At 64.9% G+C, this 24,450-nt stretch carries 14 protein-coding genes; 5 read left to right on the forward strand and 9 right to left on the reverse strand.

The features are described 5' to 3' along the window. Window positions 1-19 precede the first annotated feature (19 nt). The 3 genes from BcanWU425_RS31325 to BcanWU425_RS31335 form a co-directional block, all read right to left on the reverse strand. A complete protein-coding gene (locus BcanWU425_RS31325) occupies window positions 20-1,576 on the reverse strand; it encodes a L,D-transpeptidase (protein WP_026233000.1) in 1,557 nt (518 codons plus the stop codon). 329 nt (window positions 1,577-1,905) lie between these two features. Next, the gene (locus tag BcanWU425_RS31330; protein WP_018455677.1) at window positions 1,906-2,955 is read right to left on the reverse strand and encodes a fatty acid desaturase; all 1,050 of its coding nucleotides are present in this window, start codon (window positions 2,953-2,955) and stop codon (window positions 1,906-1,908) included. Between the two features lie 181 nt (window positions 2,956-3,136). Further along, a complete protein-coding gene (locus BcanWU425_RS31335) occupies window positions 3,137-4,573 on the reverse strand; it encodes a lipopolysaccharide biosynthesis protein (RefSeq protein WP_204513719.1) in 1,437 nt (478 codons plus the stop codon). Window positions 4,574-4,878: 305 nt separating this feature from the next. On the opposite strand from BcanWU425_RS31335, the gene BcanWU425_RS31340 reads away from it, so the two are divergent. Next, window positions 4,879-5,946: an endo-1,4-beta-xylanase gene (locus BcanWU425_RS31340; RefSeq protein ID WP_204513718.1), complete on the forward strand. Its 1,068-nt coding sequence runs from the start codon at window positions 4,879-4,881 to the stop codon at window positions 5,944-5,946. Window positions 5,947-5,949: 3 nt separating this feature from the next. Here BcanWU425_RS31340 and BcanWU425_RS31345 read toward each other — a convergent pair whose 3' ends face one another. The 3 genes from BcanWU425_RS31345 to BcanWU425_RS31355 all read right to left on the reverse strand — a co-directional run bounded on the left by BcanWU425_RS31345 (window position 5,950) and on the right by BcanWU425_RS31355 (window position 11,257). After that, window positions 5,950-6,900 carry a DUF6492 family protein gene (locus tag BcanWU425_RS31345; protein ID WP_204513717.1) on the reverse strand — a complete coding sequence of 317 codons (951 nt, stop codon included), beginning with the start codon at window positions 6,898-6,900 and terminating at the stop codon, window positions 5,950-5,952. Between the two features lie 95 nt (window positions 6,901-6,995). Then, entirely contained in the window at window positions 6,996-7,790 is a 795-nt protein-coding gene (locus BcanWU425_RS31350) for a protein-L-isoaspartate O-methyltransferase family protein (RefSeq protein WP_204513716.1), read from the reverse strand. After that, complete coding sequence (locus BcanWU425_RS31355; protein WP_204513715.1) at window positions 7,787-11,257, reverse strand: ATP-binding protein; 3,471 nt, start codon at window positions 11,255-11,257, stop codon at window positions 7,787-7,789. The genes BcanWU425_RS31350 and BcanWU425_RS31355 overlap by 4 nt, the downstream gene beginning before the upstream one ends. Before the next feature lie 142 nt (window positions 11,258-11,399). Here BcanWU425_RS31355 and BcanWU425_RS31360 point away from each other — a divergent pair, with 142 nt between their 5' ends. The 4 genes from BcanWU425_RS31360 to BcanWU425_RS31375 all read left to right on the forward strand — a co-directional run bounded on the left by BcanWU425_RS31360 (window position 11,400) and on the right by BcanWU425_RS31375 (window position 20,121). After that, entirely contained in the window at window positions 11,400-17,852 is a 6,453-nt protein-coding gene (locus BcanWU425_RS31360; RefSeq protein ID WP_204513714.1) for a non-ribosomal peptide synthetase, read from the forward strand. A 141-nt stretch (window positions 17,853-17,993) separates the two neighbouring features. Further along, entirely contained in the window at window positions 17,994-18,167 is a 174-nt protein-coding gene (locus BcanWU425_RS31365) for a hypothetical protein (RefSeq protein ID WP_007600599.1), read from the forward strand. Window positions 18,168-18,412: 245 nt separating this feature from the next. Then, complete coding sequence (locus BcanWU425_RS31370; RefSeq protein WP_018455684.1) at window positions 18,413-19,144, forward strand: 4'-phosphopantetheinyl transferase family protein; 732 nt, start codon at window positions 18,413-18,415, stop codon at window positions 19,142-19,144. After that, window positions 19,141-20,121, forward strand: coding sequence for an LLM class flavin-dependent oxidoreductase (locus tag BcanWU425_RS31375; RefSeq protein WP_204513713.1), 981 nt, complete (start codon window positions 19,141-19,143; stop codon window positions 20,119-20,121). Before BcanWU425_RS31370 ends, BcanWU425_RS31375 begins: the two co-directional genes overlap by 4 nt. A 138-nt stretch (window positions 20,122-20,259) precedes the next feature. Here the strand turns inward: BcanWU425_RS31375 and BcanWU425_RS31380 are convergent, their stop codons facing one another. From BcanWU425_RS31380 to BcanWU425_RS31390, 3 genes are all read right to left on the reverse strand, one after another. After that, complete coding sequence (locus BcanWU425_RS31380) at window positions 20,260-21,285, reverse strand: histone deacetylase family protein (protein WP_018455686.1); 1,026 nt, start codon at window positions 21,283-21,285, stop codon at window positions 20,260-20,262. A 126-nt stretch (window positions 21,286-21,411) separates the two neighbouring features. Further along, window positions 21,412-22,353, reverse strand: a complete 942-nt coding sequence (locus tag BcanWU425_RS31385; RefSeq protein ID WP_204513712.1) for an SMP-30/gluconolactonase/LRE family protein — start codon at window positions 22,351-22,353, stop codon at window positions 21,412-21,414. Then, window positions 22,310-24,382: a PQQ-dependent sugar dehydrogenase gene (locus BcanWU425_RS31390; protein ID WP_204513711.1), complete on the reverse strand. Its 2,073-nt coding sequence runs from the start codon at window positions 24,380-24,382 to the stop codon at window positions 22,310-22,312. Before BcanWU425_RS31390 ends, BcanWU425_RS31385 begins: the two co-directional genes overlap by 44 nt. Window positions 24,383-24,450: the final 68 nt, after the last annotated feature.

Genomic DNA, 24,450 nt, shown 5'->3' on the forward strand with positions numbered 1-24,450 from the left:
AGCTTCGATCCGCCCGCTCCTACCAGAAGCCCCGCTGCATCGGCTGTGCCGGCTGATAATATTGATACTGGCCGCGCCGGCGCGGATTGACGGGCTGCGGATTCGGATCGCGCTGGAAGAAGAAGCCGAAACCGTTGCCGCCATTGTCCCAGCCGTCATCGCTCGCCATGGCCATCGGAGGCGCGGTCGGCTTGCGCGTGATGAAACCGCCCTGGGGCTGGTTGCTCAGCACTGCGACGAACTCGGTGCGGTAGTTGGTCTCGCTGCTCAGCGGCTCGTCCGAGATGATGATCGAGGAGCGCGGCAACGCGGTCGGCGCGATGCGATCGAGCACCTCCTGTGGGATGGTGATGCGGTCGAGTGCGTTCCTGGCGTTGTCGCTGTCTTCGATCGTGACCACGCTCCAGCGCAGGCCTGTGTCGGTCTTCGCCATCGCGGTGAAGATATGCGTGCCGAGCGGCTGATCCGGATTGCGGATCGCGACGGGAACCTCGATGCTGGTGTCGAACACCTCGCCGCCGCCGTCCGGTGCCGGCTTGTGCGTGTTCCGCCGCACGTAGAGCTTCTGCGTCGCGCGGCTGATGTAGACCGAGACCGGCTCGAGTGCGAGCTTTGCGTCGGTCGCGGCCTTCACGGCATCGGCCTTCCTGGCCGCTGCCGCCTTGGCGGCCTCTTTCGTGGCAGCCACCGCGTCGCGCTTCGGTTGTGCGGCGCTCTTGGCGGCATCGAGCTGCGTCGCCGCGTCGGCGGCCTTGGTGGCGGCCTTCTGCTTCAGCTCCTCGGCCTTGGCGCGGGCCTGATCGGTCTTGGCGGCCGCGAGCTGCCTGTCGGCGAAGGCGAGCTCGGCGTCGGCGCGGGTCTTCTGCTGTTCCAGCTTGCGCAACGAGGCCGGCAGCGATGCCGCCTCTTTCGCGGCCGCCGTCGCGGCCTTCTTGGCCTCGTCGGCCGCCCTTGTGGCCTCCTCGGCCTCGCCGGAGAGCCTGCCAATTTGGCCCGGCGCCGCCGCAATGGCGTCCCGCTTCGGCATGAACAGTGCGGGATGAACGATGTCGATCGGAGCCGCGTCGTTCGGCGAGATGATCACCCGCATCCCGATGTTGGTCTTGTCGAACAGGCCCTCCGCAAAGCCGAACGGCATCCGCACGCAGCCATGCGAAGCGGCGTAGCCGGGCAGCGGCCCGCCATGCAGCGCGATGCCGTTCCAGGTGATGCGCTGCATGTTCGGCATCCAGGCGTCGTCATACATGGTCGAGTGGTGGTCCTTGTCCTTCTCGATGATGGCGAAGACGCCGGCCGGCGTCTCGCGTCCCGTCGTGCCGGTGGACACCGGCGCGCGAAAAATCCAGCCCTCGGCGTCGTAGAAGGTGACCTGCTGGCTCTTGATCGACACGATCGCCATGATCGGTTCGCCAGCCTCGCGCGGTGCCACCGCCTCGGCCGGCTGACGCGCCTGCTTGGCCGCATTGGCCGGAGCCACGGCCGCAAAGGCGAGCATTGCCGCCAGGGTCACAATTCCGGGGGGCCCCCAACGCCGCATCGCCACGGTGGATTGCGCCGTTGTCATCAAGTTTCTCATGCCATCCTCGGTCGAAATGCCAGTCCGCCGGTCATTGATCAGATTGCGATCTTTGAATTAAGAAATCGCCGCCGCCTTACGTTCCGTCTGTGGCGACATTCGGCACGTTCCGGCGATAAATCTCATATACGACGGTTAACGCAGGCGGAAGGGCGCCGCGCGGCCGAAGCTGGCGGTCTATCGCTGCGACAGAATGACCGGGGATCGGTGACACGGCTGCCAGCGCCCGGCGTCGGACGGCGAAGCCACGTTGAACGGCCGCTAGACGCCCATCGCGTTCCGATCGCGCGAATTCACGCCGGTCGGCGGCCGCGCGGGGCGGCGTAAAGCTAAGCCACTGGAGTCAAGGCTGCCTTTTCAAACAAGGCTGCCTTGCCAAACAAGGCTGCCTCTCCAAAGGAGACGAGCCGCTGCCGTTCCTCGTCCCACAAGGTCAGCCGCACGGTCCGCAAACTCTGGAGCAGCGTGATCCGCCCGACACCAGCGAACTGCGGATGGTCGCGCAATACGTCCTGCAAGCGATAGCAGGGAATTCGACTGGACAAATGATGGATGTGGTGGACGCCAATATTTGCCGTGAACCATCGCAAGACACCCGGCAATTGGTAGTGAGAGCTGCCGTGCAGCGCGGCGTCGTGAAAGTTCCAGGTCTCGTCGTGGGCCCAGTGCGTGTGCTCGAACTGGTGCTGGACGTAGAACAGCCACACACCGATCGACGCCGCCAGGACAACGATCGGCAGATGCACAAGCAGCAACGGCCCATAGCCGACCAGCCAGATCATCGTGACGGCGAGAACCGCGAGGGCGATGTTCGTGCCCATCGTGCTCAGCCAGGGTTTCCAGCCGCGACGCATCATCCCGACCGGCAATCGGTGCTTCAAGATGAACAAATACGAGGGACCGGCGCCAAACATCACGAGGGGATGTCGATACAAGCGATACAGCGTCCGGCGCCATCGCGACCGCCCGAGAAATTCGCGCGTGGTCAACGTATCGATGTCGCCCAAGCCCCTGTGGTCGAGATTGCCGGAATTCGCGTGATGGCCCGCATGGTTATGCCGCCAGTAGCCGTATGGCGTCAGTGTCATCACGCCGATGGCACGGCCGACCCAATCGTTGGCAACGCGGCCGCGGAAGAACGAGCCGTGTCCGCAATCGTGTTGGATCATGAAGAGGCGGACCAGCAAACCCGCCGCGGGCACCTCGAGCAGGAGGGCAAACCAATAGCCCTGGTCAAGAGCGACCCAGATCAGAGCCCAGATGACGACGAACGGGATCGCCGTGATCGCCAGTTCGAGGACACCCCGCGTATTGTCAGGCTCGCGATAGCGGGCAAGCAACTGCGCCGATGCGCGGATTTCCGGCGTTCCTTGGGTCATATCTGCTCTGCTCCCGACATGCCGCCCAAGAAGCACAGTTATGGCCACGGACGCAACAAAATCGCCCTCCGCCCTAGACCCGGGCGGCTGTGCGCTTCCGGTCGGAACCGAGCCATCGCCAGGCCAGGCGGCGCTTTCAGAGCTTCAGACGCTGAGGCCGAGCCTCGTCAGGCATCGCGGCTTAAACGCCCAGCGCCTTGCGGTTGAAGGTTCGCAGGAAACGCAGCGACAGCGTCCGGACGTTTGCGATGTTCAGCAACCACGCGGCAGCGGCATAAGCGAGCCCGCCGGCGAGGCTCACGAGCATGAGCGGGACGAGGCCGATGCCATTGACCTGGGATCGTGCCACGAGGATCGCAGCCGCCATCGCCGCGGCGGAGACCGCAACGCCGGCGAGGCGGTGGAGGTCGAACGGGACCGGATGGGCGCGATGCATCAGCACGACGGCAACGAGGAAACCGATCGCTTCGGTTGCAAGGGTCGCCAGCGCCGCGCCGTAGAGACCATGGCCGGCCACCAGCATGAACATCAACGCCACGCTGACGACCAGCGTCAGGAACGACTGCGCCGCCAGCATGAACGGTCGCTCGGCAAGCTGGAAGCTGATCTGCACATAGAACTGATTGGCGATGCCGAACAAGCGCGCGAGCACCAGGGTCGGCAGCAATACCGACACGCCGGCGCGGAAGTCGACGCCGACGAGCGTGCCGGCGACCTGGTCGGCTGCGAGCGCGAGCCAGACCGCGACGGGCGCAACTACGACGAGCAGAAGTTCGAGGCTCTCGGTCAGCCGCTCCCGCGTCGTCTCGATGTTCTTGTCCGACAATGACCGGAACACCAACGGCACGGTCGCCGCGGCGACGCTGGAGGCGATCATGACCATGAACTGTCGCGGCAGATCGGCGGCGACGCCAAAGATTCCGGCGGCGTCCTTGCCGAGCAAATAAGCCACGATGAGGCGGTCGCAGGCCGAGTAGACCGCAACCGACAATCCGGCCAGCGTCAGCGGCAGGCCGTAGCGCGCGAGCTGCACGAACTGGCTGCGCTGAAAGCGCGCGATCCTGGTGCGGTCACCGAGAAGGTTCAGGATGATCCCGGCGAGCGAACCCAGGCCGAATGCGGCGAGCAGTCCCAGTCCACCCCAGCCGAGCCAGATGCCGAGCAGGCCGAAACCGACGCTCGACACGCTGCGCACGATCGAGATCGCCGCGAACCTGTAAGGGCGCAGTTTTGCGCGCTCGAACTCCTGGCCGACATCGACGGCATTCGCCATGATCGCGACGAACATGCTGGCAAGCAGCAGCCCAACGCTGAGATCATTGCGGAACAGGAAAACCAGCGGCGTGGTGGCGCAGAGGACGGCAACGGTGAGCGCGAAGGCGACCATTGCAGTGCCGCGGAAATCCACCTCGGCCGACATCGCCTGATAGCGCGACACCGACAGCTTGATCCAGGCGAAGAAGATCGCGCCTAGAATGCCGGCCAGGCTGATGCCGACGACATAAACGCCGTACTCCGCCGGCGTCAGCAGTCGCGTGTAGGCCGTGACGGCGAAGAAACCCACCGCCGCAGGCAGGATGTAGGCGACGAGATAAATCGAGAAATGGCGGTTCAGCATGCGAGCACGGGACCGACAACATTGTTGCGAGTGTGACGGCCGTTCATCAATTGGACCATGGCGGGGCGAACGAATTGCGCCGCAACATCTCTCAAGAGTGTCACATAAGTCTGGAGATCGGGCGGCGAATCCGGTTTTGAAGCCGCTTTCGCGGGTTAGCGTTAAATTTGCCCTTCCCTGACGGCGCCACGGCCACCGAAAGGAACCGTGATTTCGCACTGGCAAAGTTAACCCAACGAGGGAAATCCCCGGCGTTGCAAGGCGTCGCTTGGTACGGTGGCGCGTTGGCTCCGATAAGGAATGCCGTGACCAGGCTCGACAGACGCGAATTTCTCCTCGGCAGCGCCGCAGCACTCGCGGCAGCCGCATCGGCGTCCGCAGCGCCGGCGGCGAAACTCGCCCAGCGCTATCAAGGATTTGGTGCCGCGGCCACGCTCTGGGATCTGCAAGCGGATCCCAGGCTCGGCGAAGCCATCAGCACCTACTGCACACAAGTCGTGCCGGTGCTCGAGCTGAAATGGCCGATGCTGCGTCCGGACGCGCACACCTTTGCCTTCGAACGCGCCGACGCGATCCTGGATTTCGCCCGGCAGAACGACCTGACGATGCGCGGCCACGCGCTCGCCTGGTATCACGACATTCCGGACTGGACCAAGCAGATCAAGGATACCAAGGGCGTCGAGCGCGCCTATGTCGACCACATCGGCACCGTCGTCTCCTATTACAAGGACAAGCTGACGTCGTGGGACGTCGTCAACGAGCCGATCCCGGACAATCCGCACAGCCCGAAAGACCGACGCGAGTCGTTCTGGACGCAGCATCTGGGCAACCGCTGGATTCCGCTGGCGTTCCGCACGGCGGCCGCGGCCGATCCCTTCGTCAAGCTCGCGATCAACGAATACGACATCGAGTCGGCCAAGGACACGTTCGTCGCGAAGCGCGCTGCCTACCGCCATCTCATCATGGAGCTGCTCGACCAGGGCGTGCCGTTGCACGCCGTGGGACTGCAAGCGCATCTGCATGCCGAGCTCGAGATCGACACCCATGGGCTTGCCGAATTCGTCACCGAGCTGCGCGCCTGGGGCCTCGAGGTGCTCGTCACCGAGCTCGATGTCGACGACCAGAAGCTGACGGGGACGCCGGCGGAGCGCGATGCCATCGTCGCCAAGCGCGTCGATGATCTCTTGACCGCGATCTCGACCAGCGGACCGGTGCGCTCGATCCTGACCTGGGGCCTCTCGGACCGCTACAGCTGGATCAACGGCACCTTTGCCCGCGCCGACAAGCAGCCGAACCGTCCTTTGCCGCTCGACGGCGAGTTCAAGCCGAAGCCGTTCATGAACGTGATCAGCAAGTTCACGAGAGACGTGTAAGGTCTAGCGAGCTTTCGGCACTTCGAACTGAGCCTCGTCGCCCATGTGCTCGGGCGAAAGACTCGGACCGCGACGGTCGCGCGAGCTGAGGCGGAACACGTCGCGGATGTCGTCGATCGAGGTCGACGAATAGGACTGGATGCACAGCGCGACCTGGTCGGGCGAAGCGGCGCGCATCATCGCTTCGATGGCGGGACGGTCGAGGCGGGTGTCGTCCCAATGCGAGACCGCGATGCTGTCCTCGGTGACCCGATGAGTGGCCAGATGCGCGGGCGCGTTCGCGACGAAATGGCCGTACATGAGATATTCCGAGAACTTCTTCTTCCGGCACAGTGCCAGAACCCAGTTCAATCCCGTTGCCGACTTGATCGAATCGGTCATCGCGCGCGCGGTGTCCTTGTCCCAGACCAGCGCGTTGCCGACATAGTCGTCCGCGGGGAAGGACCGGTCCTTGATGCCAAGGAGCCGATCGACGGTGCGGAGCCACAGGACATGCAAGGGGTGGGCGGCGTCGATCCCGTTGCGCGTGACGAACAGCGGGGTCTTCTCGGCGCCGGCATACTCACCGACGTCGAATTCGCGGAAGAACAGATTGTCCGAATCCAGGATGCAAACGCGCTGCTCTGGCGCGTTGAGGACGCCGGCGATCTTGAGGATCTGCTGAATGTGCCAGCCATGAACAGGTGACGACAGCAGCGACAGCCAGACGCGCCGTTTGCTGATGAACTGCAGAGCCGGCGGCAACGCCCACAGCCATTTCGGCAAATAGCGCGAGGCCGGAACGATGACGCGTTTGTCGGAAGCGAACCGCGCGAACAGCGGCAGATCCTCATCGTTAACGAGAACATAATGCCGTGTGTAGCCCGTCAACCAGGTGTCGATGCTCTCGCTGAGCAGCGAAAAGCGCTCGATATCCTTGGCGTAGCTGGCGGTCAGCAGGGCAACGGAATGCATGGCGCGCGCTCGTATGGCGATCAGGCCGCAGTCATAGCGGCGCCGAGACGCGTTGGATACTTACATTCGCAATCAAGGTAAAATGAAACGAAGCATTAGCCATCCGACGGCAACCCCTGCGCGATGCCGCGAAAGCGCAGCGGCGCCAGCGCGGAGGCGCGCTGCCACCAGTCGGCGACGCGGTCGTCGAGCGCGGTCAGACCGCGGCCTTGGCCGGGAAATATCCGGATCTGCTGCACCGCCTCGGCTTCGAACCCCCTGCCCTTGCGGGTGATCTTGAGGGCGGCGCCTTCGCGGTCCCGCTGGGTCAGCGGCACCAGAAGCCGGCCGCGCGGACGAAGCGACCGAAGCCAGAGCGGATGCGGCTGCGAGAAGCCGGCATGAACGATGATCACGTCGGCGGGTTCGCCGATGTCCTCGCATCCGTCGCCATGGACGACCGCGACGTTGCGATAGGCGCCAAGATAGGTTGCGGCGCGCGCCGCAAGCCGCTCGTCGCATTCGATTGCCTGCACCCTGCCCTTGGGCCCCACGATCTTCGACAGCACGGCTGAGAAATAGCCGAGCCCGCAGCCGATCTGGACCACACGGTCTTTTTCCCCGACGTCGAGCAAATCGATGAAATGCGCCCACAGGCTCGGAAGTCCGGTATCAAGCTTGCGGCGCGCATCGATCGCGACCAGCACATTGTCCTGGAGATGAACGGGATCAGCATCCGGCGTCAGCCGATAGTTGCGCGCCGCCTCGGTCTTGATGCGCCACGGCCCCTTCGCCAGAAAGTTTTCGCGCGGAACAGTGCCGAGGGCTTCGAGCAGGCGCGTTGAAGAGATCCGCTCGCGTTTTGAGATCAGCTCCACGTAACGCGCACGCGCGGCGGCAAGATCGCTCATCTCACGGAATCGGCCTGTTTACGAACAAGCGCGTCCACGCCGAGCTCGTCGATCAGTTGCATCGCCTGTTTCAGGTCCGGCGTGGAAAAGCCCTCGCTGAACTTGGCCACAATCGGTACGAGCAGGAGACGAGCGTGCTCGCGCTTGCCGGCTTGGTGCGACAGGCGCGCGAGGCTGACGGCGGTGCGAAGCTCCCAGGACAGAGCGCCCTGCTTACGCGCGATCTCCAGCGACAGGTTGAACAGGTCCTCGGCCTCCTGCACCGAGGCCGGATTCTCATCCGACAGGGTGATCTCGCCTTGCAGGCGGTAGACTTCGGCGAGGTAGGAGTGGTCGCCGGTCCGTCTTGCGGTCGCGAGCGCACCGTCCAGCGCGCGCAAGGCGGCATCGCGCATTCCGACCTTGGCGTAGGCCTCCGCGAGCAGGCAGCGGAACCAGCAGCCGGCGAGCCAGGAATCCATCGCTTCGTATTCGTCGAGGCCGAACCGCATCTGGCTGAGGCCTTCGTCGGCCTCGCCGAGCTGCGCCAGCGCCCAGCCGCGCAGGATCGCCGCCTGCTGCTTCCAGTGCAGGAAATTGTGCTCCGTGGCGATGATCATGGCGCGGTTGGCATGGTCGCGCGTGCCCTCAACATCGCGCAAATGCTGGCAGAGATAGGCGCCGAACACGAGCGCGAAGGCGAGCGTGAATGGGTGGCGGATATTCTCGGCGTTCGCGATCGCCTGTTCGCTGTGCTGGCGCGCCGCGTCGGGCCGGCCGAGGAACCACAGGAGGTAGCCGAGATAGGACAGCGAGACGACACCGGGATCGGTGCCGTGCCGCTCCATCAGATCGGAGTGCAGGTCGGGGCTGTAGAGGTTGATGCAGCGGTGCAGATGATGCTGGGACGCGGCAAAGCGCCCGCGATAGAGCATAGTCATCGCGATCGAGCGATGCGCCTCGATCAGATAGCCGGTCTGCTGCGCCGGTTGCGTCCCCTCGTTCAGCCGCTCGCGCTTGGCGAACTTCAACAGCTCGACGCTGAGATCGTGCGCGCGGGTCAGATCGGCGCGGATGAAATGACAGACCCAGAGCCCGCGCGTGGCGGCGAAGGCCTTTTCGTCGTCGTCGAGCTGCTGGCCGAGTTCGAGGGCGCGGACGTAGTTCTCCTCGACCTCCTGCACGGCATAGCCCTTGGCGGCGATCAGCGCGTTGCCGAGCGCGATGCGCAATTCGAGCTCCATCTCATCGGCGCCCTGCATGCGCGCATTGGCCTGCACGACGCCGAGGCCGCGGCCCAGATGCCCGATCGCCTCTAGATTGGCGCCACTCTTGGCCGCCTGCTTACCGGCCTTAAGCCAGAAGCTGGCGGCGCTCTCGCTCTGGCCGGATTCGGTCATATGATGGGCGAGCAGTTCCGGTTCGCGCTCGGTCTTCTCGGGATACATCTCGGCCAGCACCTGGGCGATCCGGGAATGCAGCTTGCGCCGCTCGCTGTGCAGCAAGCTCGCATGCGCGGCGTTCTGAATCATCACGTGCTTGAAGGAGTAGAGCGCGTCGGGCGGATGGCCGCGGCGCATGATCAGTCCGGCCTCCTCCAAATGATTGAGCGCGGCCTCGATCTGTTCGGCGGGTGTGTTGGCGACCGCGTGCAGAGTCTCGTAGGAGAATTCGCGGCCGATGGTGGCACCGATTTGCGCGATCCGCTTGAACGGCCCCATCCGGTCCAGCCGCGCCATCAGCGAGTCCGTCAGCGTCGCCGGGATCGCAAGCTGCCGCCACGGACCCGACAGCACGTAGCGCCCGTGCCGTTCGGTCAGGAGGTTGGATTCGAGAACCGTCTTGGTCAGCTCCTCCAGGAACAGCGGCACGCCGTCGGTCTTGACGATGATCTCCTCGATGACCTCCTTGGGAAGCTCGCGTCCCGCCACGCGCTCGACCAGCGTCGCGCGCAACTGCCGGCTCAACCGGTTCAGCACCAGGGTCGTGATATGCGAATGGGCGTTCCAGCTCGGCTGGAATTCGGTGCGCGCGGTGATGATGACCAGGATTGCCCGGTTCTGTGCCCGGTCGACCAGGAGATCGATCACCTCACGGGACGTCGGGTCGATCCAGTGCAGATCCTCGAATGCGATCACCAGCGGCTGCTCGCGCGCAAGGCCGAGGAAATGATTGACCAGCGCCGCGACGGTCGCATCCTTTTGCTGCTGCGGCGACAGCTCGAGCGGCGGATAGCGGTCGCCGGTCGGAATGGACAACAGCACGGCAAACAGCGGCGCAACCTGCTCGATGTCGCCATGAGCGGCGGCGATCGCGGTCTCCAGGCTCGCCAGCGACTGAACGGACGCATCCTCGCGATCGAGACCGAGAGAGAATTTGAGCTGCTCGGCGAACGGATAGAACGCCGTGGAGGTGTAATAGGGCGAGCACTGGAACGAGACCTGTCCATGGCGATCGCCCGCGATCCGGTCGAAGATCTCCTGGATGATGCGCGACTTGCCGATGCCGGGCTCGCCGAACTTGACCACGACCTGGCCCTCGCCCTCCTTGGCCTGCTGCCAGCGCCCCATCAGCAGCGCAATCTCCTCCTCCCGGTTGACGAGCGGGGTCAGCCGCGTGCCCATGGCGGCGGCGAAGCGGGTCTCCACCCGCGAGGCGCGCATCACGTGCCAGGCCTGGGCTTTCTCCGAGATTCCCTTGAGCACGTGGACGCCGAGATCGCGGTAGTCGAACTTCCCCTTCAGCAGCGACTGGGTCGACGTGGAAATCACCACACCGTTGGGCGGCGCCAGGCCCTGCAGGCGCGCGGCGAGATTGACGGTTTCTCCGACCGCGGAGTCGCGCTCTTCGGTGCCCTGTCCGACGAGGTCGCCAACCACGACGAGACCGGTTGCGATGCCGATGCGGACGGCGGGTGAGTGGCTGAGCGCGCCACGCGGCTCGATCGCGCGAGCGGTCGACAGCACCCGGACGATTTCCAGCCCCGCACGCACGGCGCGCTCGGCGTCGTCCTCATGTGCGGTCGGATAGCCGAAATAGACCAAAATACCGTCTCCGACGAAGCGGGCAGCAAAACCTTCGTAATGCTTCACGACGCGGACACAGGTTTCGCGGAAGCTCGCGATCATGTCGCGCACGTCTTCCGGATCGAACTGCACCGAGAGCGAGGTGGAATCCACCATGTCGCAGAACATGGTGGTGAGCTGACGCCGCTCGGCGCCGACCTCCGTCCGGATTTGCGGGCGAGCCGTCGCGTCGGGCTTCTCCGCGGTTTCGGCCCGGAACAACGCGGTCATGGCGCGCTGGAGCCGCTTCCGATCGCCGAGCGGCAATCCGAGCTCGATCAGATCGGATTCGGTCAGGTCCGCCATGACGTCGAGATCGAGACGGTGCTGCGCGAAGAGATCGGTATAGTGGCTAAGACCGATACCCTCGAGCCAGCGCTTCAGCCCGCCTTCCGCTCCCGTGCCCGGCTCATTCTCCAGCATGGTGATTCCGCCCGACCAATCACTCCGTCGAAGGGCTTAGGGCCCCGCAACCACAGATTTTGGGGCCAAAACTTCACCTCAGACTGGACGCCTTTCCTAACTTCTTGGAAGAATAGCCCAATCGGATCAAAAGGGAACGGAATTGTCGGACGCCACACGCCCAGCCCCGCGGGAAGCGAGCACGACGGCCGAAGCGAAGATATTCGAGGATATCGGCGGTCTTCTCGATTTCCATGCACGCAAGATGCCGGTGGCCCCCGCCCTCCTCGCCACCGGCCAGCCGGTCCTCAACTACGGCGGGATTGGCGCGCGGACGCAGGATCTCGTCCGCACGCTGCGCGGGCTCGGCATCGCTCCTACCGACCGCATCGCGGTTGCGTTGCCGCGCGGTGCCGACAGCGCACTGGCCCTGATCGCGGTAGCCTCGAGCTGCGCTTGCGTTCCCGTCAATCCCGATCTGACGGCGGACGAGCTGCAACGCTATTTCAGCGAATTGAAGCTGACGGCGCTCGTCACCCGGGCCGACACGAACTCGGCGGCCCGCGATGTCGCCAAGGCGCTCGATATTGCGGTGATCGATTTCGTGCCGGGGCCGCAAGACGATCTCGGCGGCTGCGCGTTGGTCGGGCCGGCGGTCGGACCGGCGAGCAGCAGCGGCGCCTCGCGCGGCGACGACGACGCGTTCATCCTGCTGACCTCGGGCACGGCGGCGCGACCGAAGATGGTGCCGCTGACGCATCGCAATGTGTGCCTCTCCGCCTACAATGCCGGCCGCGTGCTCTCGCTCGCGTCCCACGATCGTCTGCTCAACGTCCTGCCGCTGTTTCACGCCCATGGTCTGATTTCCGGCCTGCTGACGGCGCTGGCCGCGGGCTCCAGCGTAGTCTGTACCGAGGGTTTCGACGCAGCCTCCTTCTTCGGCTGGATGCGGCAGCTGCGACCGACCTGGTACACGGCAGTGCCGACCATCCATCGCGCGCTGCTGACGGCGGCGGAAGCCAACCCGGATCTTGCCCGATCGTCGTCGCTGCGCGTGATCCGCTCCGCCTCGGCCTCGCTTGCGCCTGCGATCCTCGACGGGTTGGAGGCGACGTTCGGCGTTCCCGTGCTCGAAACCTACGGCATGACGGAGGCGGCCTCGCAGATCGCGGCCAACCCGTTCGAGCTGCGCAAGGTCGGATCGGTTGGCCGCGCCGCGGGCCCCGAGATCACAATCATGGACGAGACGGGCCGCGCGCTCGCCAGCGGCCAGCACGGCGAGATCATGCTGCGCGGACCCAACATGAGCCGCGGCTACTATAATGACGAAGCGGCGACGCAGGCTGCCTTCCGCAACGGCTGGTTCCGGACCGGCGATCTCGGCTATCTCGATGCCGACGGCTATCTCTTCATCGTCGGTCGCATCAAGGACGTCATCAACCGCGGCGGGCAGAAGATCTCGCCTCTGGAGGTGGAAGAGGTTCTGCTCAGCCATCCGGCGGTGCTGGAAGCCGGCGTGTTTGCCGTCCCGCACCCGAAGCTCGGCGAGAACGTCGCCGCAATCGTGGTGCTGCGGCCGAATTCCGAGGCGACCTCCGACCAGTTGCGCCAGTTCGCCCGGAAACGGCTCGCGGCCTACAAAGTGCCGAGCCTGATCCGCAGCGTCGCAACCCTGCCGAAAGGCGCGAGCGGCAAGGTCAAGCGCAATGCGCTCGCCGAGCTGATCGCAACAACGGGCGGCGGCGAGGAGGAGGCCCGTCTGCCGCGCAACGCGCTGGAGACCGAGCTCGCCGGGATCTGGGCCGATCTGCTGGAGCTGCCGCAGGTCGGGGGAGATCAGGACGTCTTTGCGCTCGGTGCCGACTCGCTCGCGGTGACGCAGATGCGTTCGCGCCTGCGCGAACGCTTCAATGTCGATTTCTCGTTCGAGGACGTTTTTGATTGCGCCACGGCCGCCGCGCTTGCGGCCCGGATCGAGACCGCCGCAATCCATCGCGAAACGATGCTACCGGCCTGGCGCCAGGCCGGGGAAGCAGACGCGCCGCTGTCGTTCCAGCAGCAGCGGATGTACGTGCTCTCGCGGCTCGACCCCACGCGCTACAATTATAACGTCGTCGAAGTCGCGCTCCTCAAGGGTGGGCTCGACGTCGCCGCACTTTCTGCGAGCCTCACCGCCGTATCGGCGCGCCATGAGGCGTTGCGGTCGGTCATCGTCGAACGCGAGGGCGAGCCGGTGCAGCTTGTGCTGCAATCGCCACCGCGGTTCGAGCGGATCAAGCTCAAGCCCTGCCCCGCGAACAAGCGGGTCGCTGTTGTCAGGCGCGAAGCGCTCCGGCTCGCGCAACATCCGTTCGACCTTGCGAACGAGGCACCGCTGAAGGTCACGCTGCTCTCGTTCGACAAGAGCAGCCATGTGCTGGTGGTCAACGTCCACCACCTCGTCACCGACGGCTGGTCGCAGCGGCTGTTCTGGGAAGAACTCGCCGCCCATTATTCGGCAGCGCGCAAGAACGACGTGACGGCACTGCGTTCGCCCGCCTTCCAGTACCGCGAGTTTGCGCTCTGGCAGCAGAGCTGGGCGCAGACGCCGGCGGCCAAGGAGCAGCTCGATTACTGGCGGGTGCAACTGGACGGCGTCACCACGCTGCCGCTGCGAACCGACCGCCCAAGGCCGGAGGTCTGGAGCGGCCACGGTGCCCGTCACTATCTCGAATTCTCCAAAACCCTGTCGGCCGACCTGCGCGCGCTGAGCCAGAACCAGGGCGTCACGCCCTTCATGACCCTGCTCGCCGTGTTCCAGTGCCTGCTGTTCCGTCACACCGGACACGAAGATGTCGCGACCGGATCGCTGATCGCCAACCGCAATCAGATCGAGAGCGAGCGCCTGATCGGACTGTTCGCCAACACCCTGATCCTGCGCAATGATTTTGGCGGCGATCCGAGCTTCGGCGACATGTTGCGCCGGGTACGGCAGGTCACGCTCGATGCCTATCGCAATCAGGATCTCCCGATCGAGGAAGTCCTGCGCTCGCTTCAGATCGCACGAAGGACGGACGGCAATCCGCTGTTCCGGATCATGTTCATCCTCCAGAATGCCTCGATCGAGGCGGCACGATTTTCCGGTCTGTCGACGCGGCGGATCGAGATCGATCCAAAAGTGGCGCGATTCGACATCACGCTCGAACTGGTCGAGGCCGACGGCCGTTTCACCGGCTTCTTCGAATACGCCACCGATCTGTTCGACGCGGCGACGATCGAGGGCATGGCCGCTCAGTTCAAAACCCTGCTCAAATCCGTCATCGCCGATCCAGAGCAGCGCATCTCCCGCCTGGCACTCCTGACCGAGGCCGAACGCCGGCAGCTGCTGGCGCAGGGCCGGGGCGTGCCGGCCAATTTCGTCGCGCGCGGCAATTTGAGCGAAGGTTTCGATCGCCAGGTCAAGAAGACGCCGAACGCGATCGCGGTGTCGGACGGCCGCACATCCCTGAGCTACCGCGAGCTGGCGCGCCGCAGCCAAGCGGCTGCGCGCTGGCTCACTCTCGAAGGCGTCGGCGCCGAGGCCGTGGTCGCCTTGCTTGCAGATCGCGGGCCCGACCTGCTCGCCGCGATGATCGCCGTACAACGCGTGGGCGCCGCCTTCCTCAATCTCGATCCCGACCAGCCGCGGGAACGGCTCGCAACCATCCTCGGATCGAGCGGGGCCCGCATGCTGCTGATCGAACGGGCGCAGTCATCCATGGCGGAGGCGCTGCTCGAACCGCTGGTCGAGCGCATCCAAATGGCCGAGCTCGAGGACGCGATCGCGCCAGCGTCGGCCAAGCCGGCCCCCGCAAAGCGGCGCGCGGCGTCGAGCCTTGCCTATCTCATCTACACCTCCGGGTCCTCCGGCGCGCCCAAGGGCGTCATGATCGAGCAGCGCGGGCTGTCAAACCATCTGGCGTCGCTCATCTCCGAGCTGAACCTCTCGTCCCGGGACGTGATCGCGCAGACCGCGCCACAGAGTTTTGTCATCTCGGTGTGGCAGTTCCTCGCGGGGCCCATGGTCGGCGCGCGCGTCCACATCTGCGGGACCGCGATCGTGCAGGACCCGATTTTGCTCGCGCGCGAGATCGAGCGCGAGGGCATCACGGTGCTCGAGATCGTCCCGTCGCTGCTGCGCGTGATCCTCGATCGCATGGACGAGGCACAAATCCGACGCGCCTTTGCGAGGCTGCGCCTTCTGATCTCGACGGGCGAACCGCTGCCCGTCGATCTCTGCAAGGCCTGGTTCGCCCGCTGTCCGAAAGTGCCGCTGATCAACGCCTATGGTGCGTCGGAATGTTCCGACGACGTCTCGCTGCATCGCCTGACCAAGGCGCCGGCGACCGACATAGGCCATGTCCCGGTCGGCGCGCCGCTGCCGAACATGCAGCTCTACGTGCTCGACGCAAACCTGCAGCCGCAGCCGGTCGGCGTGACCGGCGAGCTCTGCATCGGCGGCGCCGGTGTGGGCCGCGGCTATGTCAACGATCCCGCGCAGAACCGGCAGCGCTTCCTGCCCGATCCGTTCTCGCGCAAAGCAAGCAGCCGGCTGTACCGGACCGGCGACCTCGCCCGCCGCCGTGCCGACGGCACGATCGAATGCCTCGGTCGCGCCGACCATCAAGTCAAGGTCCGCGGCTACCGTATCGAGCTCAAGGAGATCGAGAACGCGCTTGCCGACCATCCCAGTGTGCGCGCCGGCATCGTCGAGCCGCGTCGCGAAGCGAGCGGCGATGTCAGGCTGATTGCCCATATCGTCGCAAGATCCGGCAGCCGGAGCAGCGCCAGCGAGCTGCGCGATTTCCTGAAGAGCCGGCTGCCGGACCATGCCATCCCGTCCGCGTTCTTGTTCCTGGATCAGGTGCCGCTCAATGCCCATGGCAAAATCGATCGGACCGCGCTGCTGGCGCCGGCGCAGCAGGAAACGTTCGAACCGGATGCGGCCGTGCCGGCGCGGCGCTTCACCGAAAAGGTGCTGTCCGACATCTGGATCGACCTGCTGAAGGTCGAGAGCCTCGGCGTCACCGACAATTTTTTCGACCTCGGCGGCCATTCGCTGCTGGCGGGCCAAGTCATGGCGCGGGTCGCTCGGGCGCTCGGCGCGTCGCTGCCGATCAAGACCATCTTCGAGGCACCGACGATCGACGAGCTTGCCCGGCGGGTCGACGAGGTCGTGGCGGCAAAGCCGCGCAAGCCGGCTGCAAGTTTTGCAAGGCTGGCTGGCGCGAGCCTGGCCGAAGGCAGCCCACCCACGCTCTCGATCGCGCAGGACCAGATGCTGCGGATCGAGCAGAATCTTCACGGACTGCCGCTGTTCAACCTGCCTTTCGCTTTCCGCCTCCAGGGGCCGCTGAATCCGGCCGCCCTGGCGCAGGCGATCGACGACATCGTGCGCCGGCACGAATCGCTGCGGACTCATTTCGGCTGGAGCGGCGGGGAGCCCGTCAGCCGCATCGCCGCGCCCGGCGCCCTCGGCCGTGTCCTGAGCGTCGAGACGATCGGCGACGGTCAGCCCCACAATAACAAGCGGCGCAAGGCGCTGGAACTCCGCAAGATCAATCTCCTGATCGAACAGGAGACCTATGTCCCGATCGACACCACGCGCGCGCCGCTGCTGCGCGCCCGGCTGTTGCGGCTCCACGATGGCGATCACGTGTTGCTGCTGACGCTGCATCACGCCGTCGTCGATGGCTGGTCGATCGGCGTGATGTTCGAGGAATTATCCAACCGTTATGCGGCGCTGGCCGGCTATCGGTCGGTGCCGCTGCCGAAACCGCCGCCGGCCTTTGCGGACGTGGCGCGCTGGCAGCGCTGGTGGTGCGGCACCGATGCCGCCCGCCGTCAGGCGGCCGACTGGACCGAGAATTTGCGCGGGGCGCCTCCCCTCTTCGAGGGCGAATCAAGGCCGGGCCCGTCCAGGGGGCACCATCCGGTCAGTCTCAAGCGTGAGCTGATCGGCCGGCTCGCGGCTTTCGCCGGCCAGCACAATTGCACGCTGTTCATGTGCCTGCTGGCCGGCTTGAAAGCCGTGCTGCTGGCGCGGACCGGCCGCGACGACATCTCTATCGCCACCGCCATGGCCAATCGCGGCCAGCCGGACACCGACCGGATCGTCGGTCCGTTCGAGAACACGGTGATTGTTCGTACCAAAATCACGCCGGAGCTGTCGTTCGCGCAGGCCGTAGTCCGGGTCCGCCAGAGCGTGCTTGACGCGCATGCGCGCCAGGAGCTGCCTTTCAACATCCTGGCCGATCATTTGGAGCAGGAGGGGGTCAATCCAGCCTCGCTGCTCCAGGTCTATTTCACCCTGCAAAATCCGCTGCGCCAGCCGCTCGATCTGCCTGATCTCACGACAGGATCGATCGGCAACATCGCCCGCGAAGGCCAGCCGGTGCTGCCGATCGACCAGACATGGCTGTCGCTGATGCTCAAGGAGCGGCCGACGGGGATCACCGGTTCGTGCAATTACAAGAGCGAGCTGCTCGACGGCGCTACGGTCGGCCAGTGGATGGAGGATCTCCTCGCGCTGCTCGCGGCCGCCCTCGCCCAACCCAACACACCGCTCGGCCGATTGCTCAATCGCAGGGCGGCATGACCGGCCGTACATCACGGACGAATACGGGGTCACTCGTCAAAGCTGTGAATGACCAAGTTGCATCTTGATTATTTGGCGCCATCGCGCAAGATTATTCTCGCGTTTTGATTTGGACGAGTATTTTCAACCGGGGAGTTCGTTATGGGTTTCATCAAATTTACCAAGGGCACCTCGTTGAGCGACAAGGACCGCAAGGCCCTGCAGAAGTTGCTCGGCGCCGAGAAGAAGAAGCTGCAGTCCGCGCTGAAGGACGTCGACGCCAGCATTTCGATGTTGGGCGGCTCCAAGAAGTCCAAGAAGAAGAAGAAGACGTAAGACTCGTCGGCCGGGACGCCGCACGAATCTTCAGGCTTCAGTTTTCGGGCTTCATTTTTCACATTTGGCCGCTCGCGTGTCGAGTTGGGGTCTCGCACAAGCTTGCGCCCGTAAACCGGCCAGCAATCGACAAGGATTCGCCCGAGTGGACCGCTAGAAGCGGTCCGCTTAGTTGATTCTTGCTCAGTTGATTCTTCCGTCATGGCAGGGGATTTGGCCCCGGCCTGGCGCCATGGGCCCAATTGATGGCAGACGACAGAATTGAACTGTTTGTCGGATTGATCGAGAATTTTGACACGCCAGGTGCGATCGATACGTGCCGGCGCCTGCTCTCGGTCGACGAACGGGTACGAGCCGACCACTTCGTGTTCGAGCGGCACCAGCGACAGTATATTTTCGCGCACGCGATGTTGCGCCTTGCGCTCTCGCACGTCGCACCTGAGGTCGCACCGACCGACTGGTCATTTGCGGCCGGGCGTTACGGGCGGCCGTTTGTCGCATCACCCAGGACATCGAGCACGCTGCATTTCAGCCTGTCGCACGCCGACGGCTGCGTCGCCTGCGTCGTGTCGGGGCATGAGACCGTCGGCGTCGATGTCGAGACCGTGTCGCGTCGGGTGGCGCCGCTGTCGACCGCGCTTCGGTTCTTCGCGCCGGAAGAGGTCGAAACGCTGCGCAGGCTGCCGGAGCCCGCCGCGACCGAGCGCTTCTTCGACTACTGGACGCTGAAAGAAGCCTATCTGAAGGCCAGGGGTTTCGGCCTCAATTTGCCGCTCGACGCCTTCGCGATGCAGGTATCGCGCGAGGCCATCGAGATCAGCTTCAAGCCCGATATCCCCGACGATCCGCAAGGCTGGCGATTCCAGCTGATCTCGCCGTCGCCCTCGCATCGTCTCGCGATCGCGGACGGCTCCCGCGCCACCGGCGGCCTTCCCATCACCCGCAATGGATGGCCGCTACAGGAGGCGGCTGAATGACGCCGCGGCGGCTGCGCGTCTTTCCCGCGATTTCGCGCAACCGCGACCCCAAGAAATATGTCGACGAGCTGATGCGGGTGGCGCAGTTCGCCGATCGCAACGGCTTCGAAGGCATCCTGCTATTCGAAGGCAACGACGTGTTCGTCGAGCCCTGGGCGATGGCCCAGCACATCATCGGCGAGACGACCCGATCCTCGCCGCTGATCGCGGTCAATCCGGTCTACATGCACCCGTTCACGGCGGCAAAATTCGTCTCGTCCTTTGCGCAGCTCCACGGCCGCAAGGTCTATCTCAACATGATCACGGGGACGGCGGTCAGCGATCTGCAGGGGCTCGGCGACGAGCAGTCGCACGCCGATCGCTATGTCCGGCTCGGCGAATTCGTTGCGCTGATGCGCCAGCTGCTGGCAAGCCCGCGTCCGACGACTTTCGAGGGCCGGTTCTACCGCGCCAGCAACCTGCAACTTCGGCCGCGCCTGCCGCCGGAGCTGATGCCGGAATTTCTGGTCGCAGGCCAGTCCGAGCCGGCACAGCGCGTCGCAAAGGAGACCGGCTGCATCAAGATGCAGATGTTGCCGCCGGATCTCGACCGCGGCCTCGATGCGCCGGGCATGAATTTTGGAATTTTCGCCCGCGAGGGACGCGACGAGGCGCGGCAAGCGGCAAAGGCGCGTTTCCGCGATAATGCCGACGATCGCGAGCTGCTCGCGCTCACCGTGGAGAACAGCGATTCCGTGTGGAAACGGCGCCTCTACGAGAGCCAGAGCGGCGAGCTCGCGGAAAATGGCTATTGGCTGCTGCCGTTCCTGACCTTCCAGGCCGACTGCCCCTACCTCGTCGGCAGCTACGCGGAGATCGGCGCGAAGCTGAAGGAGTTTGCCGCGAAGGGGCTGACCACGATCATGCTCGACATGGTCGCGGACGAGACCGAGATGCAGCACGTCTGCAAGGCGCTCGCGGCAAGCGGGATGTTTTGAGTTGTGGATGAAGTCGACCTAACCATCCACATCGTCATTGCGAGCGTAGCGAAGCAATCCAGAGTCCCTCCGCGGAAAGATTCTGGATTGCTTCGCTACCCTCGCAATGACGGAGAATGATGGGCTACTCAGCGAGAATCAGCGCGCCTCTTCGAAGCCGGCCAGCACCGAGGTCAGGTTCGCGCCGAGGATGTCCGAGAGGTAGCCGCCCTCCTGCACGAACACGGTCGGCAGGCCCATCTTCGCGATGGCCTGTCCGATGCGGCGGAAGCCCGGCGTGGTGACGGCGAGACCCTTGAGTGGATCGTGCTCGGAGGCGTCGAGGCCGAGCGCGATGACGAGGGCGCCGGGCGCAAAGGACTCGATCGCCTTGCGCGCGACGTCCATCGCCTGGATGTAGCCGTCATCGCCGGTGCCGATCGCCAGGGGAATGTTGAGATTTGTGCCAAGGCCGGGACCTTCGCCGCGCTCATGCGCATAGCCCCACACGTAAGGATAATACGCGACGGGATCGGCATGGATCGAGACCGTGTAGACATCCGGCCGCGCGTAGAAGATTCCTTGCGTGCCGTTGCCGTGATGGACGTCGACGTCGAGGATCACGACACGCTCGTGCCTCTGCCGCAGATGCGCCGCCGCGATCCCGCTGTTGTTGAGGAAGCAGAAGCCGCCGGCCATGTCGCGATAGGCGTGATGGCCGGGCGGCCGGCAGAGCGCATAGGTCGCATCCTCGCCGTCCATCACCATCTGTGCCGCGGTGACCGCGACGTCGGTCGCAGCGCAGGCCGCAGCCCAGGTGCCCGGGCCGATCGGCGCCGCGGTGTCGGCGGTGTGCCAGCCGAGCTTGCCGGTGATATGGGTGGGATAAGTCGCGGCATGGCGCACCGGATGGATATTGCCGATCATCTCCGGGCCGGAATCGCCGAGCGCGGTCCAGGCCTCCCAGGCCTCGCTCAGGAACGACAGATATTCCGGACTGTGGATGCGCGCACGCGGTCCCTGCCCGAATGTGGTCGGCTCGACCAGTTGATGCTTGCCGTCCTTGAGCCCTTTGAGCAGGCGGTCGGCACGTTCGGGCTGCTCGGTGGTGCGCTTGACCACACCGCGAACCAGGAAGAATTGCGGATCGTGGCTGCGATGCAGCTCGGTATGGACGGCTTTCACTCGAACACTCCGTGGTCGCTTTGAGGGTGCCACAGATGTCTAAATCCCCGCGGCGGCGAGATGCAAGCAAGAAGAATGCCGCCCCTGTCGCACCGCCCTGCGCCGGAAGCAGATCCCTCGTGAAGCTCAGCAGCGCCCGCGCTGAAGGCAGTGCTCGCGGCCCTGCTGGTCGGTGCGGAAGGACTCGAGGAAGCCGCCCTGACGCTGAGTGACGAAGATCGTCTTGCCGTCGTGGCCTCCGAAGGCGAGGTTGGTCGGCTCCTTGGCTCTCAGCGTGATCTCCCGCTCCACCGCGCCATTGGCCTTCATCAACGTGATCGTGCCCTTGAGGATGCGCGCAACATATAGGCGGCCAGCGATGTCGGTGCGCAGGCCGTCGACAGTGTCGGGCTGAAATGCCTTGACGAGTCTTGGACTGGTGAGCTCGTTGCCGGCGACCGTATAGGACCAGATCTGACCGCTGCTGGATTCCCCGACATAGAGCGTCTTGTCATCAGGGCTGAGATCTATGCCGTTGGTCGTGCCCATCGCGCGCGGCGCCGACATCAGCTGTCCCTGCACCGTTCCGTCGGCTCCCTTCGCGATGCGCCAGATGTGGCCTTCGCGACCTTTCCAGTTCGGATCGCTCGCGTAGATCGTGCCGTCGCGGGCGATGGTGATGTCGTTGGGCTGGTTCATCTCGTCGGAGTGAAACCAGATGGCGGGCTCGGTCGATCCCTTCGGGATCGCGAAGATGTTGTGCTTCTTGTAGTCGGCGATGAACATGGTGCCGTCGCGCGCGAAGCGGATGGCATTGCCGACGCTGCCCTCGGGCAGCGCCGTGAACGGCTCGGACGCCGTGCCGCCGACGGGCAGCTTGCCGATGGTGCCGGGCTTGCCGAAATTGACGACGAAGAGATTGCCGTCGAGATCGGCGGCCGGCCCTTCGATGCCGAACGTGTATTCGCCTGATGGCGTCACCTGCACGCTTTCGAACAGTTTCGTTTCCGCTCGGGCCGGTGCCGTCGCAAGGACGAGAACAACGCTACTGCACAGGCACCAGAAATTCCTGCCGGATGTAATAGCCATCGCCGTCGCTGCACTCGCCATTCAGATAGGCATCGGCCGGTCGGAAGAAGCGGCTGAAACCGGGTTTGTCTACAGCGTTCCTTTGTGTCACGACGACGACCTTGGCAGCCGGTATTTCGCCGCATTCCTTGTTCGTTTTGCCAAAGAACTTGCGCTGCGGCGGGCCGGACTTGATCCGCATCCGGATGCCTGGAACCATTCTTGACACCAGCAGATCCGCCGTGTCGAGCAGGCGCGTGTAACCGGGTTCGGCCTTCGGCAGGCCGTCGCCACCCGGCGGCATCAGTTTCTCCGCGCCCAACCCACGAAGCCGCGTGCGCAACTTTCCGGAATCGGGATCACCAGGATAGATCCAGCCATCCTGCGACAGCATGAAGCGAAGCACCGTCGCGTCCTTCTGAGCGTCCGATAGGCCCGGCTTCAGGCCGAAATCCGAGTGACAGCCGACGCAGTGCTTTTCGACGAGGCCCTTGCGCAAATTGGTGAGCCGGACGCTGTTCTGCGCGTCCCTGGCCACGAAGACCGCCAGTTGCTCGATCAGCGCCTGGCTACGCACGTCGCAGGGCAGCGGCGACGGCGCATCGCCCGCGGCGCGGTCGATCCGGATCACGGTCTGGTTCTTGTCCTCGACCAGCCAGATTGCGCCGTCCTCCGCGACCGTCATGCCGACCGGCGCACCTTGCGGCCGCGCGCCGTTGACGCGGTGCCAGCCTGCGATCAGCTCCTCGAACGGCGCGGCGGCGACGGCGCCGGCCTCGGTCTGAAAGCTGTGGGTCGGATCGGCCGCGCAACTGACATGATAGCGTACCGGCGCCGGGGCGGGCTTCGGGAAGCCGTGATCGTCGACGTCATAGACGATGACGCGGCTGCCGGTCGGGCGATAGCCATGCAGGCCGACCAGCAGCTTGCCCTCGAGCTCCGGAAATTTCGCGCCGCGATAATAGAGCATCGCGAGCGGCGCGCCGTGCGGCGGCAGCAGCGAGAACGGCGCCTTGTAGAGAGCGTTGGCGGTGCACAGCGATTTGAAGACCCCCGACCGCAATACGATCCTGAATTCGAGACTCGGCGTCGACAAATCGTAGCAATAGGGCCAGCCGTAATGCCTGCCCTGCTCGATCGCGTTGATCTCCTCGTTCGGCTTGAAAATGTCAGGCAGGTCGCGGCCGTTCTCGCCTTGCAGGAAGGCATAGCCCGCATCAGGGAAGTTCGGATGCAGCGCCAGCGCCATCGAGTTGCGCAGGCCGCGCGCATAGACACCGTGCGGCGGGTCGGGTTCGCCAGGCTTCAACGCCGGGAAGATACCGCCCGGGGGCGGCGTGAACAGCCAGATCGACGCCATTGCGGAAACGCCCTCCGCCGCCGCGCAAGGTCTCGTGATCGGCGCCGGCGTGATGCAGTCGTCGCTGTGCGAGCCGACATTGACGAACAGCCGGCCGTTCTTATCAAAGACAAACTGCTTGAATGGATGCGCGCTCTCGTCGAGCTTTTTGCCGTCGGGCAATGTGATCCGGCGGCCGGGCATGTGACGGACGACGGTCTCGACCGTGTCGCGCGGATTGTCGGCGAGCGGATCGAACCGGAAGATCGTCTCCGCGCTCGAGGCATAGAGCTTCTTGTCCGGGCCGATCGCGAGGCCGAACGGATATTCGATTGCAGTCAGCAACTCCTTGAACCGCTGTCCCTGGGGTGCCCGCGGGTCGAGCAACAGCAGCCGGCCATCGGTATGGCCCCAGCCCGCCATGTCGGCGACCACGAACAGGTCACGACCGGGCACCTGGATGATCGAGCGCGGGAATTTCAGCCGATCCTCCTCGCTGGCGACGAGGCCAGCGCAAAATCCCGCCTTCATGTCGATCTGGATTCTGGGAAAGGCGAGATCGGCGCTGCCGCAGGTCTCCGTGCCGATCGCATAGCCGCTCTTGCGGACCGGTTCTGATGAGCCTACCGAGGCGAGGGTCAGGAGGACCACCAAGGCGCCCGTGCATGCGCGCAGGCTTCGGCTTTCACGCCAAAATGTGAGGTGGTTCACGGCGCCTCCCGGACGTTCCGTCCAGGGTTGTTCCATGCCGCGGGAACGCCGTCCAGTTGATCAACACC

The sequence above is a fragment of the Bradyrhizobium sp. WU425 genome (assembly GCF_021052305.1).
GTDB classification, from domain to species: domain Bacteria; phylum Pseudomonadota; class Alphaproteobacteria; order Rhizobiales; family Xanthobacteraceae; genus Bradyrhizobium; species Bradyrhizobium canariense_D.